This window comes from Gelidibacter algens, from assembly GCF_001678675.1.
GTDB lineage: Bacteria > Bacteroidota > Bacteroidia > Flavobacteriales > Flavobacteriaceae > Gelidibacter > Gelidibacter algens.
In genome coordinates this window covers 18,389-43,347 of sequence record NZ_LZRN01000002.1, presented here as the reverse complement: position 1 = coordinate 43,347, position 24,959 = coordinate 18,389, and the positions used below count along the sequence as shown (strand labels likewise).

At 35.7% G+C, this 24,959-nt stretch carries 15 protein-coding genes; 1 reads left to right on the top strand and 14 read right to left on the bottom strand.

Annotated elements, in window-relative coordinates:
- Window positions 1–3: 3 nt before the first annotated feature.
- Entirely contained in the window at window positions 4–1,422 is a 1,419-nt protein-coding gene (gene xylE, locus A9996_RS01070; protein ID WP_066429987.1) for a D-xylose transporter XylE, read from the top strand.
- A 444-nt stretch (window positions 1,423–1,866) separates the two neighbouring features.
- Here xylE and A9996_RS01065 read toward each other — a convergent pair whose 3' ends face one another.
- The 14 genes from A9996_RS01065 to A9996_RS01000 form a co-directional block, all read right to left on the bottom strand.
- Window positions 1,867–2,532, bottom strand: a complete 666-nt coding sequence (locus tag A9996_RS01065) for a bifunctional 4-hydroxy-2-oxoglutarate aldolase/2-dehydro-3-deoxy-phosphogluconate aldolase (protein WP_066429983.1) — start codon at window positions 2,530–2,532, stop codon at window positions 1,867–1,869.
- 34 nt (window positions 2,533–2,566) lie between these two features.
- Entirely contained in the window at window positions 2,567–3,607 is a 1,041-nt protein-coding gene (locus tag A9996_RS01060) for a sugar kinase (RefSeq protein WP_066429981.1), read from the bottom strand.
- A 186-nt stretch (window positions 3,608–3,793) separates the two neighbouring features.
- The gene (locus A9996_RS01055; RefSeq protein ID WP_211272619.1) at window positions 3,794–5,998 is read right to left on the bottom strand and encodes a glycoside hydrolase family 3 N-terminal domain-containing protein; all 2,205 of its coding nucleotides are present in this window, start codon (window positions 5,996–5,998) and stop codon (window positions 3,794–3,796) included.
- 34 nt (window positions 5,999–6,032) lie between these two features.
- A complete protein-coding gene (locus A9996_RS01050) occupies window positions 6,033–8,468 on the bottom strand; it encodes a glycoside hydrolase family 3 C-terminal domain-containing protein (protein ID WP_248912302.1) in 2,436 nt (811 codons plus the stop codon).
- Between the two features lie 279 nt (window positions 8,469–8,747).
- Entirely contained in the window at window positions 8,748–11,573 is a 2,826-nt protein-coding gene (locus tag A9996_RS01045; protein ID WP_066429974.1) for an FAD-binding and (Fe-S)-binding domain-containing protein, read from the bottom strand.
- 104 nt (window positions 11,574–11,677) lie between these two features.
- Window positions 11,678–12,499, bottom strand: coding sequence for a sialate O-acetylesterase (locus tag A9996_RS01040; protein WP_066429972.1), 822 nt, complete (start codon window positions 12,497–12,499; stop codon window positions 11,678–11,680).
- A gap of 36 nt (window positions 12,500–12,535) precedes the next feature.
- Window positions 12,536–13,504: a mannonate dehydratase gene (locus tag A9996_RS01035; protein WP_282955918.1), complete on the bottom strand. Its 969-nt coding sequence runs from the start codon at window positions 13,502–13,504 to the stop codon at window positions 12,536–12,538.
- 103 nt (window positions 13,505–13,607) lie between these two features.
- Window positions 13,608–14,351, bottom strand: a complete 744-nt coding sequence (locus tag A9996_RS01030; protein ID WP_066429968.1) for an RraA family protein — start codon at window positions 14,349–14,351, stop codon at window positions 13,608–13,610.
- Window positions 14,352–14,378: 27 nt separating this feature from the next.
- Window positions 14,379–15,854 (bottom strand): glycoside hydrolase family protein, encoded by a 1,476-nt coding sequence (locus tag A9996_RS01025; protein WP_066430243.1) that lies wholly within the window; start codon window positions 15,852–15,854, stop codon window positions 14,379–14,381.
- A gap of 113 nt (window positions 15,855–15,967) precedes the next feature.
- Entirely contained in the window at window positions 15,968–16,810 is an 843-nt protein-coding gene (locus tag A9996_RS01020; protein WP_066429967.1) for an SDR family NAD(P)-dependent oxidoreductase, read from the bottom strand.
- Window positions 16,800–18,215: a glucuronate isomerase gene (gene uxaC / locus A9996_RS01015; protein ID WP_066429965.1), complete on the bottom strand. Its 1,416-nt coding sequence runs from the start codon at window positions 18,213–18,215 to the stop codon at window positions 16,800–16,802. Before uxaC ends, A9996_RS01020 begins: the two co-directional genes overlap by 11 nt.
- Before the next feature lie 3 nt (window positions 18,216–18,218).
- Window positions 18,219–19,886, bottom strand: coding sequence for a sodium:solute symporter family transporter (locus A9996_RS01010; RefSeq protein WP_066429964.1), 1,668 nt, complete (start codon window positions 19,884–19,886; stop codon window positions 18,219–18,221).
- A gap of 220 nt (window positions 19,887–20,106) precedes the next feature.
- Window positions 20,107–21,798 (bottom strand): RagB/SusD family nutrient uptake outer membrane protein, encoded by a 1,692-nt coding sequence (locus tag A9996_RS01005; protein ID WP_169817227.1) that lies wholly within the window; start codon window positions 21,796–21,798, stop codon window positions 20,107–20,109.
- 65 nt (window positions 21,799–21,863) lie between these two features.
- Complete coding sequence (locus A9996_RS01000; RefSeq protein WP_066429960.1) at window positions 21,864–24,893, bottom strand: SusC/RagA family TonB-linked outer membrane protein; 3,030 nt, start codon at window positions 24,891–24,893, stop codon at window positions 21,864–21,866.
- Window positions 24,894–24,959: the final 66 nt, after the last annotated feature.

Below are 24,959 nucleotides of genomic sequence, written 5' to 3'. Positions count from 1 at the left end.
TCTATGGGACTATCAGCAAATACCAGTTATTTATTAAAACTAACCTTAGTTGCAACTTTAGGAGGATTACTGTTCGGGTATGATACAGCAGTGATATCGGGAACAGTAAGTTCTTTGGAAAATTTTTTTGTGCTACCCTTTGGTTTGGATGAAATGAGTGCAAATGCCAGATTGGGATTTGTGGTTTCCAGCGCCTTAATTGGATGTATTATTGGTGGAATTTCAGGGGGCATCATCAGTAAAAAGCTTGGGCGTAGAAATGGGTTGGTTTTAGCCGCCATTTTATTTTTAATATCTGCTATTGGTTCGGCAATGCCTGAAATATTCTTAAAACCTATTGGGGATGCTGACCATACATTTATTTACATATTTATCATTTACAGGATTGTTGGAGGTATAGGCGTTGGGCTGGCCTCAATGCTTTCTCCGCTGTATATTGCAGAGATTGCACCAGCTAAAATAAGAGGTAAATTGGTGTCTTTAAATCAATTTGCGATTATTTTTGGGATGTTAGTGGTTTACTTTGTTAACTATTATATATCAAGACAAGGAAATGATTCTTGGTCAAATACCGTTGGATGGCGTTGGATGTTTGCTTCTGAAATTATTCCAGCCACCTTTTTCCTGGTCATGCTGATTCTTGTACCAGATACACCAAGATCGTTGGTATTAAAGTCACAACCAGAAAAAGCTTTAGATGTTTTAATAAAAGTAAATGGTATTGAGGAAGCTAAAAAAATATTGGCTGAAATACAAAACACCGTAGTAAGTCATTCAGGTAAATTATTTTCATTTGGAATAGGCATTATTGTTATTGGAATTTTACTCTCGGTTTTTCAACAATTTGTAGGTATTAATGTGGTATTATATTATGCTCCAGAAATTTTTAAAGGTATGGGGGCGGGAACAGACATAGCATTGTTACAAACCATTATTGTAGGTTCAGTTAATTTAATTTTTACCGTATTAGCCATCATGACGGTTGATAGATTTGGTAGAAAACCTTTAATGATAATAGGCGCTCTGGGTATGGCCATTTCCATGTTTGCCTTGGGAACAACTTTTTTTACTCAAACTATAGGTATTGCAGCTTTGGTGTTTATGCTTATTTATGTGGCCAGTTTTGCCATGAGTTGGGGACCTGTATGTTGGGTGCTATTATCAGAGATTTTTCCAAATAAAATAAGGAGTCGTGCATTGTCAATAGCAGTTGCAGCCCAATGGATTTCAAATTATTTGGTATCATGGACCTTCCCTCTGATGGATAAAAATTCGTATTTATTAGAAAAATTTAATCATGGATTTGCCTATTGGATTTATGGAGTCATGGGTGTACTTGCCGCTATATTGGTATGGAAATTTGTACCCGAGACCAAAGGAAAAACTTTAGAAGAGATGGAAAACCTATGGAAGAAAAATTAGCTTACAACGACATTTATATCCAGTTGATTACTTAGTTTTTCAATTGGATTTACTTATTAGCCATTGTATAGTAATATATAAAAAACTAGATAAAAGATCAGCAGATAATATGAGATCGTTGGCTGTAGACATTCTCTAATCCCAGCATTTTACTGTTTTCGTTCGATTTATTTAATATATTATTGATATTGGCAATGTTAGAAAAATGCTAAAAAAAAGGAAAGAATAGATATCTCCAAGTTATTCCATTATTGAAATAAAAAACGCCACATAACATCTTAGAAAAAAAAATGCTAGTTTGGCATAATCTAAAGTCAGATTTTATTTTGCAAGCATCTCATCCTCCTTCGGAAAATCCTCGCACACAATCACTCAACTTTACTTATACATAAACGAAAAATCAACGCTACATTTAGTATGTATTCTACACTAAAATTTAATATACTATTTAACAACTTTTATAATATCTAAAGCTTCTTTAACTTTCTGTTTAAGCTTAACATAATCTTTATTCGCAATAATATCTTTTGAAATTAATTGTGATCCTATACCAACACATGTTACGCCTGCATCAAACCATCCTTTTAAATTCTCTTCTGTTGGTGACACACCTCCTGTTGGCATAATATTAGTCCATGGTTGTGGCCCCTTGATACCTTTCACAAATTGTGGCCCGTAGATATCTCCAGGAAACAACTTAATAATTTCACAACCTAACTCTTCCGCTCTGGTTATTTCTGTTAAGGTTCCACAGCCTGGTGACCACAAAATTTTACGCCTGTTACAAACTATTGCTATATCTTCTCTGAGGACAGGAGTTACAATGAAGTTAGCTCCTAATGCTATGTAAAGTGAAGCAGCTGCAGCATCGGTCACAGAACCTACTCCCATAATCATTCCTGGAAGTTCTTTAATAGCATATTTGGTTAACTCCCCAAAAACCTCATGAGCAAAATCGCCGCGTGCAGTAAATTCCATCAATCTAGCTCCGCCATCATAGCAGGCCTTAAGAATGTTTTTACTTAATTCTACATCATTATGAAAGAACAAAGGAATCATTCCAGTGTCTTTCATGGCTATTGCTACTTCTATTCTTGTAAATTGTGCCATTCTATAATCGTCTTAAAATTTAATTATTTATTTTTTATCTGGCTACCCTCCCTGAAGAATCTCCACCCATAAGTTTCTTTACTTCATCTACAGTCACCAAGTTTGCATCACCTTTAATAGTATGTTTTAAACAAGAGGCGGCCACTGCAAAGTTTAAAGCATTTTGGTCATCATCTGGATAGGTTAATAATCCGTAGATTAAGCCACCCATAAAACTATCGCCGCCTCCTACTCTATCTACTATATCTGTGATTTGATATTGATGTGATTCATACATTTTCTTACCGTCATATAAAACACCCGCCCAGGTATTATGCGATGCTGAAATAGATCCTCTCAAGGTTGTTATCACTTTTTTTGCTTTTGGGAATTTTTCCATCATTTGCTGACATACTGATAAGAAAGCTTCTGCTTTTATTTCATGGCCTTGTGTTTGAACACTGATGCCTTCTGGCTTGATACCAAAGTGCATCTCTGCATCTTCTTCATTTCCTAATATAACATCACAGTATGATGTCAACTCGGTCATAATCGCTACTCTATCGGCGCCAAACTTCCAAAGCTTCGCTCTATAGTTTAAATCGGTCGAAATTGTTACACCTAATTTACTGGCTACCTTTACAGCTTCCAAACATGCATCGGCTGCACCTTGTGAAATCGCTGGAGTTATGCCAGTCCAATGAAACCATTCGGCGCCTTTAAACACTTCTTCCCAATTGATCATCCCTGGTTCTATCTCTGCCATAGCTGAATGCGCTCTATCATAGACTACTTTACTACCTCTACTTACGGCTCCAGTTTCTAAAAAATAAATTCCTAAACGATCGCCTCCATAAATAATATTATCAACATTGACCCCGCGTTTACGCATTTCCATCATGGCACATTCGCCTAAATCATTCTTTGGTAAACGGGTTACAAAATCTACTGGAATTCCATAATTGGCTAGTGATACCGCTACATTGGATTCGCCTCCTCCATATACTACATCAAATCTATTAGATTGCGAAAATCTTAAAAATCCTTCTGGAGCTAATCTTAGCATGATCTCTCCAAATGTGACAACTCTTTTCATTTTTTATTATTATTTATTTTTTTAGTTTATTCTTGAAATAATTTTAAATTCTCATTTATTCGTGTCATTTTTGACATTAATTATTGTACATAAGCTGATTTTTATAAGTTGTTACAAAAAGTTTGACTAATCCATTAATTATCATTTAGCTTAAACTTTAGTGCTTTGATTAAATACTTCAACTATCTATAGCAGTTCAAACCTTATTTTTTGGTTATTCACATGGACATAAAATTCACCAGCTTCAAGCAGACGTTTTCCTGTGCTGTCAGGATAGCTTAAATCCCGCATGGGGTCTATCTCAAAACTGTAAATTACCTTATTCCCTGCTTTTATTTCTTTCTTTTCAAAGTGCTTCAATTCTTTCGTCGGTCTTGAAATAGAGCAAACTGGATCTGAAATATACCATAAAACGGCTTCTTTACCGTCCTTAGTTCCTGTATTGGAAACCGTAACCTCCACTTTTAGTTTTTGGTCTTTGGATATATTATTGGTTGATAATTTTACAGGACTATATTCATAAGTTGTATAGCTTAAACCGTGACCAAACCAATATAAAGGCTCCGTTGGTATATCCTGATAGTCGCCCATCTTATCATAAGGGCGGGCACTTTGGCGCATGTTATAGTAGGTCGGTATTTGACCCGTGGTAAGTGGAAAGGTTACAGAAAGCTTGCCAGAAGGGTTTATCCTACCCGACAGAATACCAGCCAATGGGGTTCCGCCTGCAATACCGGGTTGCCATATCTCTACTATGGCATCCACTTGTGGTTCTAACCTTACTAATTCCAAAGGTCTGCCATTTGAAAGAATCAACACGATTGGCTTTCCTGTTTTCTTCAGTTCTGAAACTAGTTTTTCTTGAATAACCGGAAGCGCAATGGTTGAACGCGATGCATTTTCGCCGCTCCATTCCTTTTTCTCTCCCAAACAAATTAAAATGATATCAGACTTTTTAGCTGATGCTATGGCTTCTTGAAAAAGGCTTTCATCTGAACCATCAAAATCACAACCCATAGCATAGTTGAGTTGGATCTGTGAACCGAATTCCTTTTCCAAACCTTCATAGATGGTCTCAACATCTTCAGCCTTTCCATTGAACGACCATGAGCCTAGCAGATTTGATTTATCTTTGGCCATCGGACCTATCACAGCTATGCTTTTAATCGATGATGATATGGGCAGAACTTGTTTTTCATTTTTTAAAAGAACCATGGATTCCTCTGCTAAATTTTGAGCAATGGCAATATCTTCCTTTTGTAAGATTCTATCCTTTTCATCCAAAACAGGTGTATAGGGATCATCAAACAGACCAAGACGAAATTTGACACGCAATACTCTTGAGACGGCTTCATCTATTTGATCCATAGTGATTTTTCCTTCTTCAACGAGTTCTGGGAAATTTTCAACATAGATATTGTCTTTCATGTCCATTTCGATACCTGCTTCAAAGGCTTTCAGGCCAGCTTCTTTTCTGTCCTTCGCAACACCTTGGTAAATAAGTTGATCGATAGCTAACCAATCGGAAACAACAAATCCATCATGCCCCCATTTGTTTTTAAGAATTTCAGTGAGTATATAATGGTTTGCAGATGCTGGTACGCCACTGATATCGTTAAATCCGCTCATCACGGTAGCCGCTCCTGCTTTTATACCGGCTTCGTAAGGAGGTAAATAGGTTTCCCAAAGCGATTGACGCGAAACATCACTATACCGATAATCACGGCCACCTTCAGACACACCGTAGCCTACATAATGCTTTAAACAGGCCGCTATGGAATAAGGGTCTGATAAGTTTTTTCCCTGATATCCTTTTACGGTAGCGACCCCAAACACGGCATTTGTATAGGGGTCTTCGCCATAACTTTCAGAAATGCGTCCCCAGCGTGGATCTCTTGATACATCAATCATGGGAGAGAATGTCCAATCTATACCAGACAGCACGGATTCCTTTGCTGCAATAGCGCATGCTTTTTCAACAAATGCTGGATTCCATGAGCAGGATTGTGCAAGTGAAATGGGATAAACCGTCCTAAATCCATGGATTACGTCAAAACCAAAAAGGATAGGGATTCCAAGCCTGGATTCTTCCATGGCCTTCTTTTGGATACTATTTCTAAAAACAGGGTCCGCACTAAAAAAGATGAGAGAACCTATCCCTGATGGGATTTCTTTTATGGCTTCCCCTATATTGTTTTTGTTTGTGTTTAATCCACAGATCTGTTGAGTTAGCTGAAGTGTTTTTTCTTCTAGAGTCATCTTGTTTACCAAATCTTTAATGCGTTCTTCAATTGGTAATGACTTGTCTTTGTAAGTTGGTTTTGATTCTTTTTGACACGATAATATCGTAAAGAATACTAAAATTATAATTGAGTTTTGAATTTTCATCATAAAAATTTAGCTGTTAACACTTTAAACTATAGCCTTAATTTAAAGAGATTGAAGTTGTTATTACGTTATTTTTATCCTGTGATTTTTCATTAGGTTGTCCTCCTCCCAATGAAAAATCAAATGTGCCTTTTAATGGTAAGCTGTTGCCATTATCATCAAGGATTGAAAGATCTTCATTTTTAAGATTAAAAGTGACCCCCTTGGTTTCACCTGCTTTTAAAATAATACGCTTAAATCCTTTTAAATCTCTAATCGATTTATTTTTTTCATCATTTTTATTGGATACATAGAGCTGAACCACTTCATCGCCATCAAACTTACCTGTATTGGTAACATTTGCACTTACAATAAATTCTTCACCATCGCTTTGAACTATCTCTAAATTTGAATATGCAAAAGTTGAGTAACTCAATCCATAACCAAACGCATACAATGGTTCTTCTTTGAAGTATCGATACGTTCTGTTATTCATATTGTAATCCTCAAAATCCGGTAATTGATTGACGTTTTTGTAAAAAGTTACAGGTAAGCGCCCTGCTGGATTGTAATCTCCAAACAATACATCTGCAATGGCCGCTCCCCCTTCTTGACCAGCATACCATGCCTGAATGATTGCTGGAATATTCTCAGCTTCCCATTCAAAGCCCATAGCGCCGCCGGACATATTGATAAACACCACAGGTTTTCCTGTTGCATGTAAGGCTTTTAGGACTTCTGTTTGCACAGCCGGTAATTCTATATTAGTACGGTCGCCTCCTTTAAATCCTTTTACTGAAACAGGCATGGCCTCTCCTTCTAAACTAGCTGAAATCCCTCCAACGAAAACAATAACATCTGCATCTTTTACACGATTTGAAATTTCTAAAGGCGATAACTTTTCTATAAACCCTGCATCAAATTTAACTTCTGCATTGTCTGAATATTGGACAAGCTCAATAACCAATTTATAGGTTTTTCCTTTTGTAGCTTGGAATGTATAAAAACCGGTTTTTAAATCTGTTTCTATTTTCTTTTCGCCATCTACAAATAATTTACAATGATCATCTCCTTTTAAAGAAAAAGTTACTTCGGCCGTTCTATCTGCAGTGTATTCAGATGTCCAACGCATGGATACACTATTGGCTATGACTCCATCTGCAACAAACTCACCGTCTGCCCACTGAAAATCAACAGTCTTATCTAACTTAACAACTGTTGGTTCTCCCTCAAATTTTGTATTCTTATAATACGCCCCATTAAATCCTTCAACACCGTTGTGGGTAAATAATTTTTGATTGTATTGGGATTTGAACACTTCATTGTCTGCTATATTTACGCCTTGCTCATAGATTATCTCTCCCTTAAATTTTGCTCTGATCCCTTCTACAACAGATGTTACCTCTGATGGAGACCCATAATAATTGGACAATAAAACAGACTCATCAGCCGCATTTGGCCCTACAATAGCAATCTTCTTGATGCTTTTACTTATAGGCAAAGTCTTGTTTTCATTTTTTAACAACACCATAGATTCCCGCGCCATTTTTAGGGCATGTTCTTTATGTTTCTTATGTTCTAGGACAGAAACATCAATATCCGAAAATGGCACCATTGAAGGAGGATCAAACATGCCCAGACGAAACCTGATAGTGAACAATCTTTTAACGGATGTGTTGATATCATTTTCAGTCAACAACCCATCTGCAAGTGCTTTGGACAAGGCATTGTAAGCAGGATCGCTTGAACATTCACAATCCGTACCATGCAACACAGCCGCAGCGGCGGCACTTTCTTTATTGGGATGTGTTTTATGTGTTTTCCAAAAGTGGTTGATTCCACCACAGTCTGATGTCACATAACCTGTAAAATTCCATTTCTCCCTTAAAATGGTGTTCATTAACTTATCATTGGCACAACAGGGCTGCCCATCCAATGCGTTATAAGCGCACATAACGCCACTTACCTTGGCATCAACAATTAAATCTTTAAAAGCTGGTAAATAGGTATTCCATAGATCATAATCCGAAACTTCAGCATTAAACGTGCTTCTATTCCATTCAGGTCCGCTATGTACCGCATAGTGTTTGGCGCATGCCGACGCTTTTAAATAATTAGGGTTATCTCCTTCTATCCCCCTCACAAAGGCTTTACCTAAAGTCCCTGTTAAAAATGGATCTTCTCCATAGGTCTCTTGCCCACGCCCCCATCTCGGGTCTCTAAAAATATTTATATTGGGAGACCAATAGGTTAACCCTAAATAAATACCCGTGTTTCCTTTTTTTTGCGAATCATTATAAATAGCCCGTCCTTCCGTTGCACAATAATCTGCCATGGTTTGCAAAGATGCAGGGTTCCAACCCGCAGCCATACCTATGGCCTGTGGATATGAGGTAACGTTGTACGGACTTCTGGCCACTCCATGTAATGTTTCATTCCACCAATTGTAAGCTGGAACATCCAATCTTTCGATGGCGGGAGCATTGTTAACCATCTGGCTGATTTTTTCCTCTATGGTCATTAAGGAAACCAAATTATCAACTCTTTCCTCTAACGGAAGTGATGGGTTTTGAAATGAATATTTATATTGAACCTTGTTTGAACACGAAACGATACAAAGTATCACTACTAAAAAACTTATTGATATTACTATTTTTCTATTCATCGTTATTAATGTTTTTATTTTAATTATGCTTACTATTTTTTGTATTTAATGATAATCAACACCTATTTTATCTGTATTAATCCCCTCAGAAAGTAAAGTCATTTTATTTTAAATACATTCATCAACCAAAAACAGAATGGACTCATAATTTTTATTGGTGGCATCGGACATTGACATTTCACATGTTTTTGTAGATGCATAATATCCATCACAAGCTATGTTTTCAACGTCCTGCTTTTCATGTTTTGTTGCCGACTTGGTCAATTCCGGAAATAAAAACCCTCTATCGCCAGCCATTCCGCAACAGCCATTGTTCTTTGGCAAAACAACATCTTTTGCAAAATGATTGGCCACATTTAAAAATTTATCCTCAATCTTCAATTTTTCCAAGGCACATACCGAATGTAAAACAATAGTGTCCTTTTGTTTCTTGACTTCTGCTTTAGGGCGTACCATGTCATTTAAAAATTCTACGGCATCCATGATGTTTAACTTTTGGTATTTTTCTTTGTTTTCTGAACTTAAAGCGGGACTAATTTGCTTTAGGGTATAAGCACAAGAACTGACATCTATTACAACTGGGGTTTTTCCGGATTCAGTTGCTTTCCATAGTTTTTCAACAATGGCGTTTGCTGTATATTGATAAGCATCTTCATGCCCTTTTGATGAATATATTTGTCCGCAGCAGTTACTGTTTACATTTTTTAAAATAGTAACAGAAATATGCGATTTTTCACAAACACTCATAAAGGCTTCCATAATATTTTTTTCTTTACCCTCATAATGGCCAAGTAACCTTGAAATACAGGAAGGGAAATAGATGATTTTAAGTTCATCGTTTTTTCTTGAACCCTTAATTTTTAATACCGAAAGTTTAGGTGGTGATGTTATTTGACTTGTCCATAAAGGCGCGCTCGGAATCACTTTTTTTATTGTGTTTGTTAAATTGGTCATCGATCTTTTACCAAAGACACTGTTGATAATGACGCCGGACTTCATGGCCATTCTAAGAGTCCATTGCACGGTGCTAAAGTTTTTAGCAATCCTTAAAGCTATAGAATTTGCTAGGGAAGAATGGTTTTCCCTTCGCAGTCTTTTTACCAAATCACCCGTATTGATATCCACAGGGCAGGCAGTTGCACACAAGCCATCAACGGCACAGGTGTCTAAGCCATCATATTGAAACTGTTCTTTTAATAGTTTATAGTTTGCGGTATCTCCATTGACTTCAAGTGTCTTTAAAGCCCTTCTCACAACAATACGTCTTCTTGGGGTTGTGGTTAAATCTCTGCTCGGGCATTTGTGTTCGCAATACCCACACTCGATACAGGTATCCACTTCACTTTCAACTGTTGGTAACTCTTTTAGATTTTTTAGATGGGTGTTTTTATCATCATTGATGATCACTCCTGGATTTAAAAGCAAATGTGGGTCTATGGATTGTTTTAAGATCTTCATGATGTCATAACCCAATCCGCCCCATTCGGTTTCTACAAACGGTGCCATGTTCCTACCGGTACCATGTTCTGCTTTTAAAGTACCATCATATTTTTCAACTACAAGTTTGACTACCTCTCTAATAAACAAATCATACCTCTTAATTTCTTCTTCCGAATTGAAAGTTTGTGTCACAACAAAATGGATGTTACCATCTTTGGCATGTCCAAATATAATGGCATCGTTATACTGATACTTTTTAAAAAGTTCTTGTAAATCCACGATGGCATTGCGCAATTTTTCGACGGGAAATGCCACATCTTCCAATATCACGGTAGTACCACTGGCTCTCACGGCTCCTACTGCTGGAAACAATCCTTTTCTAACTTTCCATAAGGACGCCATTTCAGAGGGGACGCTTGTAAATTTTGGTGCTTGAATGACCGTTGTTGACACTTCTGATTTTAAAAAGTTTTCTACTTTTTTATGTAAAACTTCAATAGTGTTTTCTTGATATTCCACTAGTAAAGCGGCTGCAGATTCTGGGAGTGTTTTTACAAAATCAGGAATGGAATCCTTATTTTCAACCGCCCTCAAAGAAGCTCTATCCATCAATTCCACCATTAAAGCGCCAGAATTGGTTAAAGGCACTATGGCATCGCAAGCATCTGAGATGGTTGAAAAGTATAATAATGCAGTAGCTTTATGGCTATAATCTGGCACCGTATTTAAGACCACTTCAGAAATAAAGGCTAATGTTCCTTCGCCTCCAATTAACAAATGTGCCAAAATATCAAGAGGATGCTCATAATCAATAAAAGCATTCAATGAATAGCCAACCGTGTTTTTGGTCAGGTATTTTTTTCGGATTCTGTCGTATAATTCAGTGTTGGAAATTATTTTATTTCGAAGGGTCGATAGCTTATTAAACAACTCATTTTCTGAAACCTCAAATCTGTGATAATCATCCTTAATTTCTGTTGAATAGGTATGGCCATTCGGCAGTATAAAACGCAAATATTTTACGGTATGGTATGAGTTTAACTTTACTCCACAACACATACCGCTTGAATTGTTAGATATGATGCCACCCATCATAGCCGCACTAATGCTGGCTGGGTCTGGCCCAATTTTTCTGCTATATCTTTTTAAATGTGCATTGACCATGGCACCTGTAATACCGGGTTGCACACGCACGGTTTCTCCATTTGCTTCAACACTTATATTTTTCCAAGAGCTGCTTAAATCCACCAAAATGCCGTCTGTAATAGATTGTCCGGAAAGGCTGGTACCGCCTGTTCGAAACACTAAAGGAAGGGCGTGTTTTTGAGAAAATTCAAATAAAGAGATGATTTCATCATCGTCAATTGGCTGCACTACCGCTTTAGGAACTAAATGATAAAAACCAGCATCTGAAGCAAACGATATTAAGTCTATATAGCGTGTTTTTACTCGGTGTGCTGGCAATATTTTTTCTAGTTCTATGGTAATGTTCATTTGTAGGTATTATTTATTTATAGTACTAAAACTAAACACGACCACTGCTATCAAACTAACTTTCAGGATTTTCATGTAAGTGAATTTTCAGATGTCATAAGACATTAATAATTTATTATTTTTAAATATTTTTTAGCAAATCGTTTTCCCATTTTTCGTTGTGCTTTCGAATTAAAATGCGAATTATCACCAACACTTTTAAAATTTTTAGTAGTAATTAAATAGGTATTTGGATCATTGAAAGCATGTGCATTAATTTGTTGGTTGATATTTTTTTTATCTGAATCATGCTCTTTAAAGAAGCCAATATTACCCGTTAAAATGGGTAAGTTTTGATTGTCAATAATATTTCTGAATTTCTTAAATAACGCTTGTAATTTATTCTTATAAGTGGTAATTAATAGTGGCTTAGCATCACTTTCTCCTTGATGCCAAAGTATGGCTTTGATTGTGCCATATTTTTTTGCCAATTCAACTTTATCTTTAAAATTCGAAAAAAGTTTTACATTTCTATGTATGGAATCGTTTACCCATTTATCAATAGCGCTACCACCCACAGCCGTAGGGATCAACAAAACTGAAATGGAATCAGGGATATGTTTAAGAATTTCAATACTGAAAGCCATGCCACAATCCAATCCAGACATTTTTGGTTCATAAAAGTGTAATGGTTCCTTAGCTAAAATAATTTCACTTTTACTATTAATAGATAATATGCGATGATTGGATATCGTATCATTTGGTTCTACAAATGCCCTTCCAGCCATATTAGACTGACCCGCCAAAATAAAAATCCAAACATGCTCTTTTGATGGCATTTTACTTGGGTATTCGGTTTTATCTGGGTGATTAAAGGTTCTATCCTGTACTTGACAAAAAGCAGATAACGGTATTAACAAACTTAAAATTAGAAATAGATTTTTCATCTTAATTTTTATCAAAAAAAGCCATCTACGGAAAGGCTAAGGTGTTTTTATGCCACAGCCATGCATTAATCCTTTAATGTAACCTATCCCAAAAAGATTACCTTTCATTTCGTAACCCATATGTTCATTCGATTCTCCTGCCATACTTGGCACATGATCTGAACGTAAAGGACCATCAAAACCAACGTCTTTATACGCTTTTATCATTTTAAACATATCGGTTGGGCCGTTGTCATGGAATGTTTCTCTAAAATTATCTGGTGTTCCTACAACATCTCTAATGTGGACAAAAAATATTTTACCATTTTTACCATGCTTTTGAATCATTTCAGAAACATTTTCATTCATTGTAGTAAATGTTCCTTGACAAAATGTTAATCCGTGAGAAGGACTGTTAGATAGTGATAGTGCTCGATCCATGGCTTTGGCAGAGGTTAAAATTCTACCAATCCCGTTTACAGGACTAATTGGTGGATCATCCGGATGCAAAGCCATTTTCACCCCATTGGCCTCAGCAACCGGCATTACCTGCTCTATAAACCATTGGTAATTATCCCAAATTTGATTTTCAGAAAATGTTCCCCATTTTGATAATGGCTCTTGTCTGGAAGTGTCATAATTAAAACCGCTTACCAAGGCACCTCCTCTTTCTGAAATATTCTTGTTTGTTCTATACCACCCCGTTGCCATAAAATTATAACAAAGCAAAGTCACACCAAGGCGACCCATATTTTCCAACATTTTGTGATATTTTTCAATATCTCGCTCTCTTCCTGGCAGTCCAAGTTTGATTCTATGCATATCAAATTGATCGCCTTCTAAACCGTAAAGATTAAAACCCTCTTTTTCATAAATATCTTTTGATTTTGAAAAAGACTCGAAATCATCAATGGAGGGAGCTCCCGTTAGTTCTGGTGCTAATTTGGCTATGGCATTATGAATACCCATTTGACGGCATAATTGCCACTTCTCATCAGGTGTATTGCCAAAAAAACAAAAATAGATAATTTCATATGTAGATAATTATTTGTTTTTTTAAGGTCATATGGTATCGCCTTATCTTCAATGGCTTTGCTTGCGCAAACTTGTTGTTAATGGCGATTTCATATTAAAAATAACCTCCTTTGTCAGTTATGTCTTTTACACTTTGACCTTCCTTAACCCAACCAAATATTTTCTTTTCATTTTCTTTAATTTCTTCAGCACGCACTAATACTTCATAGGCAATATCTCTTGGCACTACCAAAACACCATCAACATCTCCTAAAACAATATCTCCAGGCTTAATTACAACAGTTCCAATTTGAAGAGCTATTTGATAATGTGTTATTAAACAACGTCCTAAACTCCCATTAGAATGGCGATACTTGTAAAACACTGGAAAATCGGCTTCTAAAATTTGATGCGTGTCTCTAATCCCACCATCTAAACAAGCAGCCTTGATTTTTTTTCCTTTCGCAGTGGCAGTCATGACGCCGCCCCAAGCTGTTGATTGCTCATCATTACTGGTGTCCCAAACTACAAAAGCATTTTCATGCATTTCATCCAGCATTTGAGAACGATATTCCATTTCTCCACTTACTTTGGTATTAGGTGAACTTTTTACTGTAAAAGCAAAGCCTGCAACGGTAGTATATTCTCTTAATGGAATTATATGATTAGGCAATGCTTGGTTTAATAAACAAAACTCCCTAAGCACATCATTGATTGCCCCAGTATATAATTGCTCATAACGTTCTAAAATTTCTTTATCTGAAACTGGAAATTTTTTTGTTGAAACCCCTTCTCTCATTTCAGTAAGTTTGTCCAACTTCATCATACTTACCTCTTTTTTGTATTGATCTACGCTCATGATTATTATGATTTAAATTATTATTTATTATTCTGATGTTATTTTAATGATACTTTTATCTGCAAGTAAAATAGGCCCATCATAAATAGGGATATCCTTAAAAGTATATACTTTTTCATTTTTAGACCACTGTTTTTTGGGAATGGCATACACCTCACCTGTTATGATATCCACATAAACGGGATCATTAAAATTACCATTGGCTATGGTGAAATCGAAGGTATTTTTCTCCATAGAGTTACTCGGAATACATTCACTTTCCCAAATGGTAAATACCTGAAGTTTACTCAACTTGTGTCGGTAACCGTAAATAGCCATTGCTCTATCGGTGCTTTTTATAACGGCAACATCTTCAGGGTTTTCTGGAATATAAGTCTTATTATGTGAGTCCTTTACATTTCTTATTCGTTCCAACGAATTGTCAAAAATGGAAGCTACATGTTGTACCGCATAATAGGCTATTTTTGGTCTGATGGCTTTTTGGGTTGAATCAGATGCAATGAGTCCTTTTACATTAATTCTTGTTATAGGGCCTCCTGTATATGCTATATCAATAATGGTAAACACACTACTCTCTATATCATGACCCAAATCGCCTAACATTCTTCGCGTATCCCATTTTGCTTGTGAAACTTCAGCCCAATCATGATCGCCAATGGCTCCTCTTCCCTTACCTCCCATAGAAGGAGCTCCATTTTCACCTTGCCTTAAAGGCATATTAGGTGCATATTTATGTAGTATGTTCTTTAATTTTTCAACTTTATCGTAATTTGAATCTGGATTATATACATAATCATGATACCCCATATTATCGAACAAATACATTTTATTTTGATCTGCAATTATTTTGAAAAAATCATCTGCAAAATCCAAATCAATATGCCCCATAGCTAAGCCGGATATTTTAGCTTCAGGTTGGATACTTTTAATGATTTCGGCTGTTCTAATATTTAAATGGGCTGTAATTTCAGGAGTATTCATCGTATTATCTCCAAAATTTGGCTCGTTCCATATTTCCCATTCAATGGCTTTGTCTTTATATCTTTTCACGCTGGCAGCAACCCAATTATCCCAAGCCTTTAATGCTTCATCTGAGATTGGAATACCTCCTGCCAAATTTATACCACCGCCGCCTTCATAAATAGTGTTGCCATATGACAATTGCATCCATGGCTGCAATCCTCTTTTAGTAGCATCATTTATGATATGATCTAGCCATTCCCACTCATAAACGCCCTTTTCTTTTTCAGTTTTTGCCCATCCTGTTTGAAGTCGGATACGTTTAATTCCAAGAGGATCTAAATAATCCTTATAAGAATCATAATTTGCATAATCCCTATCCAGTGTTTCACAACCAATTATCCAATTGGAAGATTGAATGTCTTTTGCATTTCGGGGTTGTATTTTTCCAATTAATGATAGCCCCATGTTTTCTTTATCCTGTCCATTGCTATTGCAGTATGTAAACAAGGATACTATTATTATGTATATAAACTGTTTCATAATTTTTTGTAATAAATTAGAATACATTACCAGAATGCTAATGCCCAATAATTCTATGATAGAAAATATAACTATAGCATTAAAAGTTTCTGTTTCATGATCTGATATTCATATTAAACTCCAGAACTTGCTAAAAAACCGCCATCTATTGGAACTACTATTCCTGTTACGAAACCTGCTGTATTTTCATCAATGAGCCAGTTCATACATCCAATAAGTTCTTTAGCTTCCCCAAAACGATTCATAGGTGTATGCCCAAGTACATTAATAGCACGATCCGTTTTATTTCCATTTTCATCAAACATTATTTTTATGCTTCTGTCATTCAAGAAAAAACCAGGAGCAATAGCGTTTACGCGTACCCCTGCTGGTGCTAAATACGCAGCAAGCCATTGAGTGAAATTTGCTATGCCTGCTTTGGCCATTCCGTAAGCACCAACTTTTGAAAGTGGTCTAAAACTATTCATAGAAGCGATATTAATGATACTCCCATGCTTTTGTTTTGCCATATCCTTACCAAAAACAAAAGAAGGAATTACTGTCCCCATGGTGTTTACATTGATAACACTTTTAAAAACATCCATGTTTAAATTAAAGAATCCCTTTATGGCTTCATCTCCATCTAATTCTCTATCATCAAATTCTGTAATGTTAGTTAAGGCTTCCATCTGGTTACCACCTGCACCATTAATTAATACAGTACAACTTCCAAGTTCTTTTAAAATAATAGCATGAGCATTTATTACCGAAGCTTCATCAGATACATCTGTGCTAACAGATATAGCTACTTGTCCCATAGATTTAATTTCTTCTTCAACAATTTTAAGCTTATCTAAACTCCTGCCTAATAAAGCAACTTTATAGCCTTGCTTAGCAAGATCTTTGGCCATCTCAGAGCATAATGTTCCTCCTGCCCCTGTAACTACTGCTATTTTTTGTACTGTGCTATTTTTCATTTAAAATTATTTTTTTGCTGTTTGTATAAGATATATCGGTTATTAATTCATGTAAAATTTCCTCATTCATTGGTATCAGCCCCTTTTCTACCCAGTTACCTATCAGATTACAGAGGATTCTTCTAAAATATTCATGCCTTGAGAAAGACATTATACTTCTAGAATCTGTTGTCATACCAACAAACCTGCTCAATAAGCTATAATTGGAAACAGCCATTAATTGATCTTGTATGCCTGTTAAATGATCATTGTACCACCACGCAGGTCCAAATTGTACTTTTCCTGGTATACCATCTTCCGCAAATGAGCCTGTCAAGGTCGCTAGCGCCTCATTATCAGAGGGATTTAAAGTGAAAATAATCACATTGGGCAGTAGTGAACTTTTTTCAAGCGTATTCAAAAAACTACAGAGACTTTTAATGTTTGCTGTTTTACCAATAGTTGCAAAGCCTCCTGCGGGTCCCGCTAAACGTCGTAAACGACAACTGGTTTCTCTATGTGCACCAATGTGCAATTGCATTGTCCAACCAAAATTGCTATAGCTCTTCCCTAAAAAGCCTAATAAATGAGATTGAAATTGAACAGTTTCAGTAGCTGTAATTGATTTATTGGCAATTATATTTTTAAATATTGAAGCTGCTTTTTCATCTGGACATTCTTGGAAAGTAAACCCTGAATTTAAGGCATGGTCAGATAATTTACAGCCATGCTTATCAAAATACTCTAATCTATCATGTAAGGCAGATTTTAAGTCTTCAAGTGTATTAATTTCCTTTTTATTTGATTGCGATAATTGAACTAAAAACTTCGAAGATTTCCAATTATCTATATCGAGGGCCTCATCTGCTCTTAAAGAGGGTAAAACTATAAATCCGCTTTTTAAGGAGGCTTGTTTATGCACCGATAAATCATCAAAAAAACTATCAGATGTACAAATAGCATCTACATTCCAGCGTTTCATAATATGGTTGGCTGAAAATGATTTATCTTTAAGTTTAATGTTACAGGTATTCCAAATACGTTCAGCGCTTAATGGTGTCAACAATTCATCAATTTCAAAAACTCGTTTTAGTTCTATACACGACCAATGGAATAATGGGTTTCCCATAGTTTTTGGTAATGTTTGTGCCCAAGCATTAAACTTATCCTTATCACTAGTTTCTTTACCCGTAATGGTGTTTTCAAACAGACCATTAATTCTCATGGCACGATGTTTATATGGATCTTCATTAACCCAGAGTTCAGCAATATTGTTATACATTTTATCCGATGCTAAATGTTGTGGATTGATATGATTATGAAAATCTACAACTGGAAGTTTTTTAGCTACCTCATGAAATAATGATTGAGACATCCCATTATCCAAAAGAAAATTATCATGTATAAAATTTTTATTTAAATTCATTTCTTAGTTCTTTTTAAATTTTAGAGTTCCAGTAAAAACCAGCTTAATAATTATGGATAAAACAACACATGCACTTCCTAAGTAAAAAGATATTTTCCCACTACTTTGGGACAATGTTGGGATACTCATAGCACAAAATAAAATTCCAGACGCTGCTATAACAATGGCGAACAAATTTGAAAGTGCTAATTTGAATTTTGGATCACCATCACTAATCTCACTTTTTTGAAGCGGTGTATTTATTTTAGTAAAGAAAGTGTCAACTCGTTTTTTGTACTCATCTTTTGATCTGAAAATATAACTTGCCAAAAAGAATGAAGAGATACAACTAACAATTTGAATTAATGTGCCCATTTCCCATGATACACTAGTAGAAGAAATAAAAATAAGACCTGTTAAAATACCGACAACTACAGTAAAGAAAACTCCTACAGAATTAGTCTTTTTAAACATTAACCCTAAAACTAATGGAATGGCTAAAGGGATGGCAAAGAGCCCTGTTAATATTTTATTGGCTTCAAAAGCACCGCCTAATCTCCCCATATATAATGAGCCTATAACAACCACAATCCCAACTAAAATAATGTTTAACCTTGCAACAAAAATCAGTTTTTTATCGGATGCATTAGGGTTTATTAATTTCTTATAAATGTCATTTGTAAGAACAGCTGACATCACATTAAACTCTGAATTTAAAGAAGACATTGTTGCAGAAAACATAGCGGCAATCATTAAGCCCAATAAACCAGCAGGCAATAGTTTAACAGCTACAGCTACATAAGCTTGCTCAGGATTAGCTAAATTTGGAAGTATATCCGCAGCGGCAATAGCTGGAAGTAAAAAGATAATTGGGAAAACAAATAAAAGTAAGGCGGTACAATATCCAAGCTTCTTAGCCGCCTTCTCATCCTTAACACTATAAAAGCGCTGTATAAAAACCCAGTTACCATTATACTTAAAAAGTATCATTAAATAATAAACCATTAACCACAGAGGTTGACTTTTTGCTCCCGAAAACCATTGAAAATGTTCTGGAAGTTTGGTCATTAATGCACTTAACCCTCCTGTAGCCTCCAGAGAAAGTGGCACTAATAACACTGATACAAAAATTAAAATAATAAACTGCAAAGTGTCCATAACTACAACTGCCCATACACCACCAATAACTGTGAAAAGTGTGGTTATAACTCCAGACCATATAATAGCTTCAAAAAAACTTAGATCTGTTGCTGTAACCAAAAAAATACCCATAGCATACTGTCTCACCATGTTATCTAGAAACCTCATACCAAGGCCCATCCAACCAAATAACTGCTTAATATTGCTATTGAACCGTATTTCTAAATATTCGATGGGGGTCATAATTCTTGAGCGTACCCAGCGCTTTCCAATAAATAGTGCTGCAAAAATAAAGGGTATTATGGTGCACCACAGAACGACCACACCTATTAAGCCATCTTTATAAGCAATCCCTGCATAAGCAACAAACACAAAAGTACTTAATGACCCCATAAAATTGCTAATCGCCGAAATACCCCAAGGGATGGTATTACCACCGGTGAAATAGCTTTTAATATCTTTTATAAACCATGAGAAAAATATACCAACCCCAGCCATGAGCAGAAGATAAATACCGATTGAAACATAATCTAGAGTTTGAAGGGTTGACATACTTCTTTAAGTTTTTACTATTAAATAATTGATGTTTATTTTAAAATAAACATTGAAAAATGAATTCTGAACACTATGGTTTTTCTTAGATTTAATAACAATTTGTTGAAGTTATAATTGCTATATAAGTGAATTGACGATAAACAAATGCCCTAAAAGTAAATCTAGGGCATTTACAGCAATAGCTGCAAAATTCAAACTAACTCAACTTATTAATATTTTAATTATACCCTGGGTTTTGTTCCAATACAGCCCCATTATTTGCTTCAATTTCTCTTTGAGGGATTGGAAACAAATCATATTTAGGTTCATAAGTAGGGCCAGTAAGCCAATTATACTTAACAACACGCTCTCCATATTTACCTACACGGCGCAAAGTAATATGACGTTGCTCTTCAAGATTAATTTCTCTTGTTCGCTCATCAAGAATATAATCTATATTAACATCTCCAGGAGCAACATCAGTGGCACCAGCTCTAGAACGAACTTCATTAATGTCAGCAGCTGCCAAAGCAGTATTTCCTGCAGCTAAATAAGCCTCAGCTCTCAATAAATAGGCTTCTGGTAAACGCAAGTAATACATATCATGATAAGTAGACCCAGCGGCATTAGATAGAAGCAAAGGATTTGCTGGATCAATTAACCCTACTGGATGATCTCCAGGAGTAGTTGCCTTCACAAACCAAGGATAAAATCTCCAACCACCAGCGTTTGCTACTTCAAGTGGAGTACCAATACCTGTTCCTGTATTTTTCGCTCTGAATTGTGATCCTTTTTTTCCAAAAAAAGCAGAAGCTGGATTATCATAGACATAGTCTTTTATGAAATTGTTGTCGTTACAACGCATATCGCCAAGGTAATTTGCAGGCCATATTCCACCACCCGGCATATCAGATGAATTTGAAGTATACGCTGTAGGTTGCAAGAAAGAAACCCCATTTCCTCCAACATTATCATTAGAACGTTTTCCTAAGAAACCAGGCTTACCATCAGGATCTTGAAGCGTCCAAACGGCAGGTACATGATGGCGCTCTAATAAATTCGCAATTTTATTAGTTGATACTATAGCTCCACCTGGAACATCAGTCTCAAACTGGCACACCCATAACGCTTCTCTATTTCCAGAAGCCCTATTTTGGTTCCCTCTTTGCCAAAGATCCCAAAATACATCTTTACCAGAAGCAGTAGCACGAGCACCGAAACGGCCTTTCATCAATCCAACATTGGGATCATTTATTACTTTAGAAATTTCGGTAACAGCGTCTGCCGGTCGCCCTAATGACATCAAAGTTTCACCTAAATAAAAACTGGCAACTATGTTAGAAACCCTACCGTCTTTTACTTTATCGATTGAAGGCATCCCATCCGCAGCATCTCTAAAGTCTATTTCCATTTGATTCAGAATTTCTGTTCTAGTAGCACGAACTCGATCATATACTGGCTCAGCAGAAAATTCTATTACTAATGGAACTCCTCCATATAAATAAACCATATCTCGATAGGCTTTCGCTCTAAAGAACTTAGACTCCGCAATCACCGCTGTTTTTTGCTCTGGGGATAATGCAGATTTATTTACATTATCAATTAATAGATTTGCCGCCGCTACAATTTTAAAGTTCTCTTGATAAAAGAACTCTGATGGATACGTACTAGGTGATAAAGAAGTTTGTAAGGCACCTATTTTTTCAGTAGTTCCAGTCCCTCTAGAAGAAAAGAAAGCATCAGTACCATAAAGCAAAGTGAACGAAATATCGCCAAAACCTTGATAGTATATAAAACGTTCTCTAACGTAAAAATTGGTTAATACCGATTCTATTCCAGAAGGATTAGAATACACGTTCTCAGCGGTATACAGATCAACAGGAACTTCATTTAAGAATTCCTCCTCGCTGCATGAAACTAAAGCAACCAACGATAGCAATGCAACAAAAAATTATTATAATTAGATTTTTTCATTTTAAATATATTTTGAATTTATTAAAAAGTAATATCAATGCCAAGGTTATAACTCTTCATAACTGGCAAACCTGTAGAAGTATTAATTCCCAAACCTGAAACAGTTTCTGGATCCCAACCTTGCCATTTTGTCCAAGTTCCAAGGTTTTTTCCGCTCACATAAAATTTCACACCAACTAATTTTATTTTTTCCAATAGATCTCTATCTAATGTATAACCTATTGATATATCTTGTAATCTAACAAAACTTCTGTCTTTAAACGGTGTAAAATCAACCCCACCAAGATTTGAATTTGCTCTATTAAATTCAGCATTTGGATTACTAGGTGACCAATAATCGATATCATTAAAACGATTATTCCCTACATAGGTAGTTAAACCGTAAAAACCACCTGCACCTGCCCAAGGATCGTTTGGTCCAATACCACCTTGAATGGAACTAATAAAGAATTTGAAAGAGAAATTTTTGTAGGTAAGATTATTGGTAATACCAAATTGATAATCGGCTTCTCTTTGCCCTATAAAAGTCCTATCTTGTTCATCTATAACCCCGTTATCATCAAGATCTTTAAATCTGTAAGAACCCGGTTCATAACCTGTAGGGATAACATCATCCAATTGATAAATCCCATCTTGTACGTAAGTATAAACCGTACCTATTGATTTTCCAATAAAATAATTATTTTGAACTAAATCATCTTCTACACCATCATTGTCTAAATCTTCACCAGTTAAATGAGTGATTTTATTATCATTTGTAGAAAAATTGAAACCTAAATCCCAATTCCAATCTTTAGTTCTCACCGGATTAAAGTTCAAATTAAACTCTATTCCAGTATTTTGCAATTCTCCAATATTAACCCTTATAGAATTAACACCAGATGTAGCACTTAAAGTTCTATCAAATAATAAATCTCTAGTAGTTGATAAATAATAATCTGCACTACCAGTAATACGATTACTAAAAAATCCAAAATCCAAACCAACATTGTAACCCTCTGTTTTTTCCCAAGTTAAATCTGGACTAATTAATCTATTTAGAACAAAGCTATTAACTGTTGGCGCATTATCTCCAAAAACATATTGATTTGAAGGATTTGACGCATAAGTATTTTGTGCTGAGTAACGAGGAGAAGTATTTCCATTCAACCCGTAACTGCCCCTCAATTTAATTAAATTAATTTTAGAATATTTGGATAAAAATGCTTCCTCTGAAAGTACCCAACCTGCGGAAAGGGCAGGAAAATAACCTATCTTATTACCTTCTGCAAATGCGGAATGGCCGTCTCTACGAATGCTTGCATTAAACAAATATTTACCATCATAATCATAAATAACTCTGGCGGTAGTTGATAGAAAAGATTCCTCATAACCACCTGAAGAAACTACAGGGATAAGACCAACACCTAAATTATTAAATCCTAAAGACTGATTTTCAAATTGAGTTGCAGAAGCTCTTGTCGTTTGATTTTCAATTTTGTTATACCCATAGACTAAGGTGGCTTTCAATCCATGCAACTGATCATCATCCAAATGAATATCATAATTCAATATATGATCCATAGCAGTATCATATGTAAAAGAATTAGTCTTTGAAGCCGACCCTAGACCATTAGCTCCATAAATGTTCGAATTATACCCTTGAAACCAACGATAGTTGTTATTAAAATTTAACCTATAATTTAATCCTCGAATTCCAGGGATATCAATAGACAAATAAGCTTGAGCACCAATATTATTTTGTTTGTTTAAATCTTCTGACTGTATAGACAAAAAAGGACTTGTTAAAGAACTTCCGCTTGGATTGATCACAAAAGTTCCGTCCTCATTTGTAGGCGTATATAAAGGACTCATTAAAACAAAGGTTTGTAAGTTAGGTGATTCTCCTGAGCGGTCAGAAAAAGCTCCAAAGGTATTAATACCCACTTTTAACCAATCATTAACTTGAGTATCTATATTAATACGTACTGATTTACGATTGTAATTATCTCCAATTATCCACCCAAGTTGATCCGTATAACCTGCTGATAAAAAGTATGAAGTGTTTTCACCCCCCCCCTTAACACTAAATTGATGATCAACGATATAAGGACTACTATTCTGACCTGCCTCAAACCAATCAAAATCGGTCCCGTTTGAAATTGAATTTTGAAGATCGGCAGATACGGCTACCCCACTATCAAGCAAATAATCATAATTTGGATTAGGTATGGTAAAATCAGGGGCAAGAAAACCTCTGGTATATTGATTAAGCCTAGAGGACTCTATGAATTCAGCTCTATTTAATGTTTTTCTGTCTTTAATAGGGGATTGCATGGAATAATAAGTAGAATAACTTACCTCCGTTTTCTGATTTTTTTTCCCTTTTTTAGAAGTCACCATGATAATTCCATTTGCGGCCTGAGCACCGTAAATAGCTTTACTACTAGGATCTTTCAAAACATCCACTGACTCAATATCTGCTGGATTTAAGTCGGTAAATGCACCACGATAAACAGCACCATCCAAAATAATCAAAACCCCCGTATTTCCTCCTAGAGTACTTCTTCCACGCACTAAAATTGAAGGATCTGAACCTGCAGTTGTGGTCTGACCAATAGTAATCCCTGGAAGTGACCCCTGAAGCGATTGTATTATACTAGTATTTGGAGAATCTTCAAACTGCTTTAAATCAGCAGAAGCAACAGCACCTGTCAAATCCTTTTTCTTTTGAGTACCATATCCTATAACAACAACCTCATCAAGTTTTGCAGCATCTTCTTCCATTGAAACATTAATTGTTGATGACTGTCCTGCCCTAATTTCTTGTGTTAAGAATCCAACAGAGCTAAACACTAAAACTGCCGAAGGATTTGAGACATTAATTGAGTATTTTCCATCAAAATCGGTAGAAACACCATTAGCAGTTCCCTTTTCTATAACATTTACTCCAGGCAAAGCTATATTTTGATTGTCCGTTACTATTCCACTTCTATTTAAGTTCTGCCCAACCATTTGCTGAGAAACAAGAACCAAAACAAGAAGAAAAAAAATTCTAAAAGTGTTTTTCATATTCAATTTAATTTGAAAGTTAAGTATAAAATTTTTATTGAATTATTTATGTTTACGTACACTTAT

Bases quoted from the DNA above. Each gene is read 5' to 3' on its own strand.
- xylE (WP_066429987.1), top strand. From the start codon at position 4: ATGGGACTATCAGCAAATACCAGTTATTTATTAAAACTAACCTTAGTT.
- A9996_RS01060 (WP_066429981.1), bottom strand. From the start codon at position 3,607: ATGAAAAGAGTTGTCACATTTGGAGAGATCATGCTAAGATTAGCTCCA.
- uxaC (WP_066429965.1), bottom strand. From the start codon at position 18,215: ATGAATTTAAATAAAAATTTTATACATGATAATTTTCTTTTGGATAAT.
- A9996_RS01000 (WP_066429960.1), bottom strand. From the start codon at position 24,893: ATGAAAAACACTTTTAGAATTTTTTTTCTTCTTGTTTTGGTTCTTGTT.
- A9996_RS01030 (WP_066429968.1), bottom strand. From the start codon at position 14,351: ATGAGCGTAGATCAATACAAAAAAGAGGTAAGTATGATGAAGTTGGAC.
- A9996_RS01025 (WP_066430243.1), bottom strand. From the start codon at position 15,854: ATGAAACAGTTTATATACATAATAATAGTATCCTTGTTTACATACTGC.
- A9996_RS01065 (WP_066429983.1), bottom strand. From the start codon at position 2,532: ATGGCACAATTTACAAGAATAGAAGTAGCAATAGCCATGAAAGACACT.
- A9996_RS01050 (WP_248912302.1), bottom strand. From the start codon at position 8,468: ATGGTTAACAATGCTCCCGCCATCGAAAGATTGGATGTTCCAGCTTAC.
- A9996_RS01010 (WP_066429964.1), bottom strand. From the start codon at position 19,886: ATGTCAACCCTTCAAACTCTAGATTATGTTTCAATCGGTATTTATCTT.
- A9996_RS01020 (WP_066429967.1), bottom strand. From the start codon at position 16,810: ATGAAAAATAGCACAGTACAAAAAATAGCAGTAGTTACAGGGGCAGGA.
- A9996_RS01040 (WP_066429972.1), bottom strand. From the start codon at position 12,499: ATGAAAAATCTATTTCTAATTTTAAGTTTGTTAATACCGTTATCTGCT.
- A9996_RS01045 (WP_066429974.1), bottom strand. From the start codon at position 11,573: ATGAACATTACCATAGAACTAGAAAAAATATTGCCAGCACACCGAGTA.
- A9996_RS01055 (WP_211272619.1), bottom strand. From the start codon at position 5,998: ATGATGAAAATTCAAAACTCAATTATAATTTTAGTATTCTTTACGATA.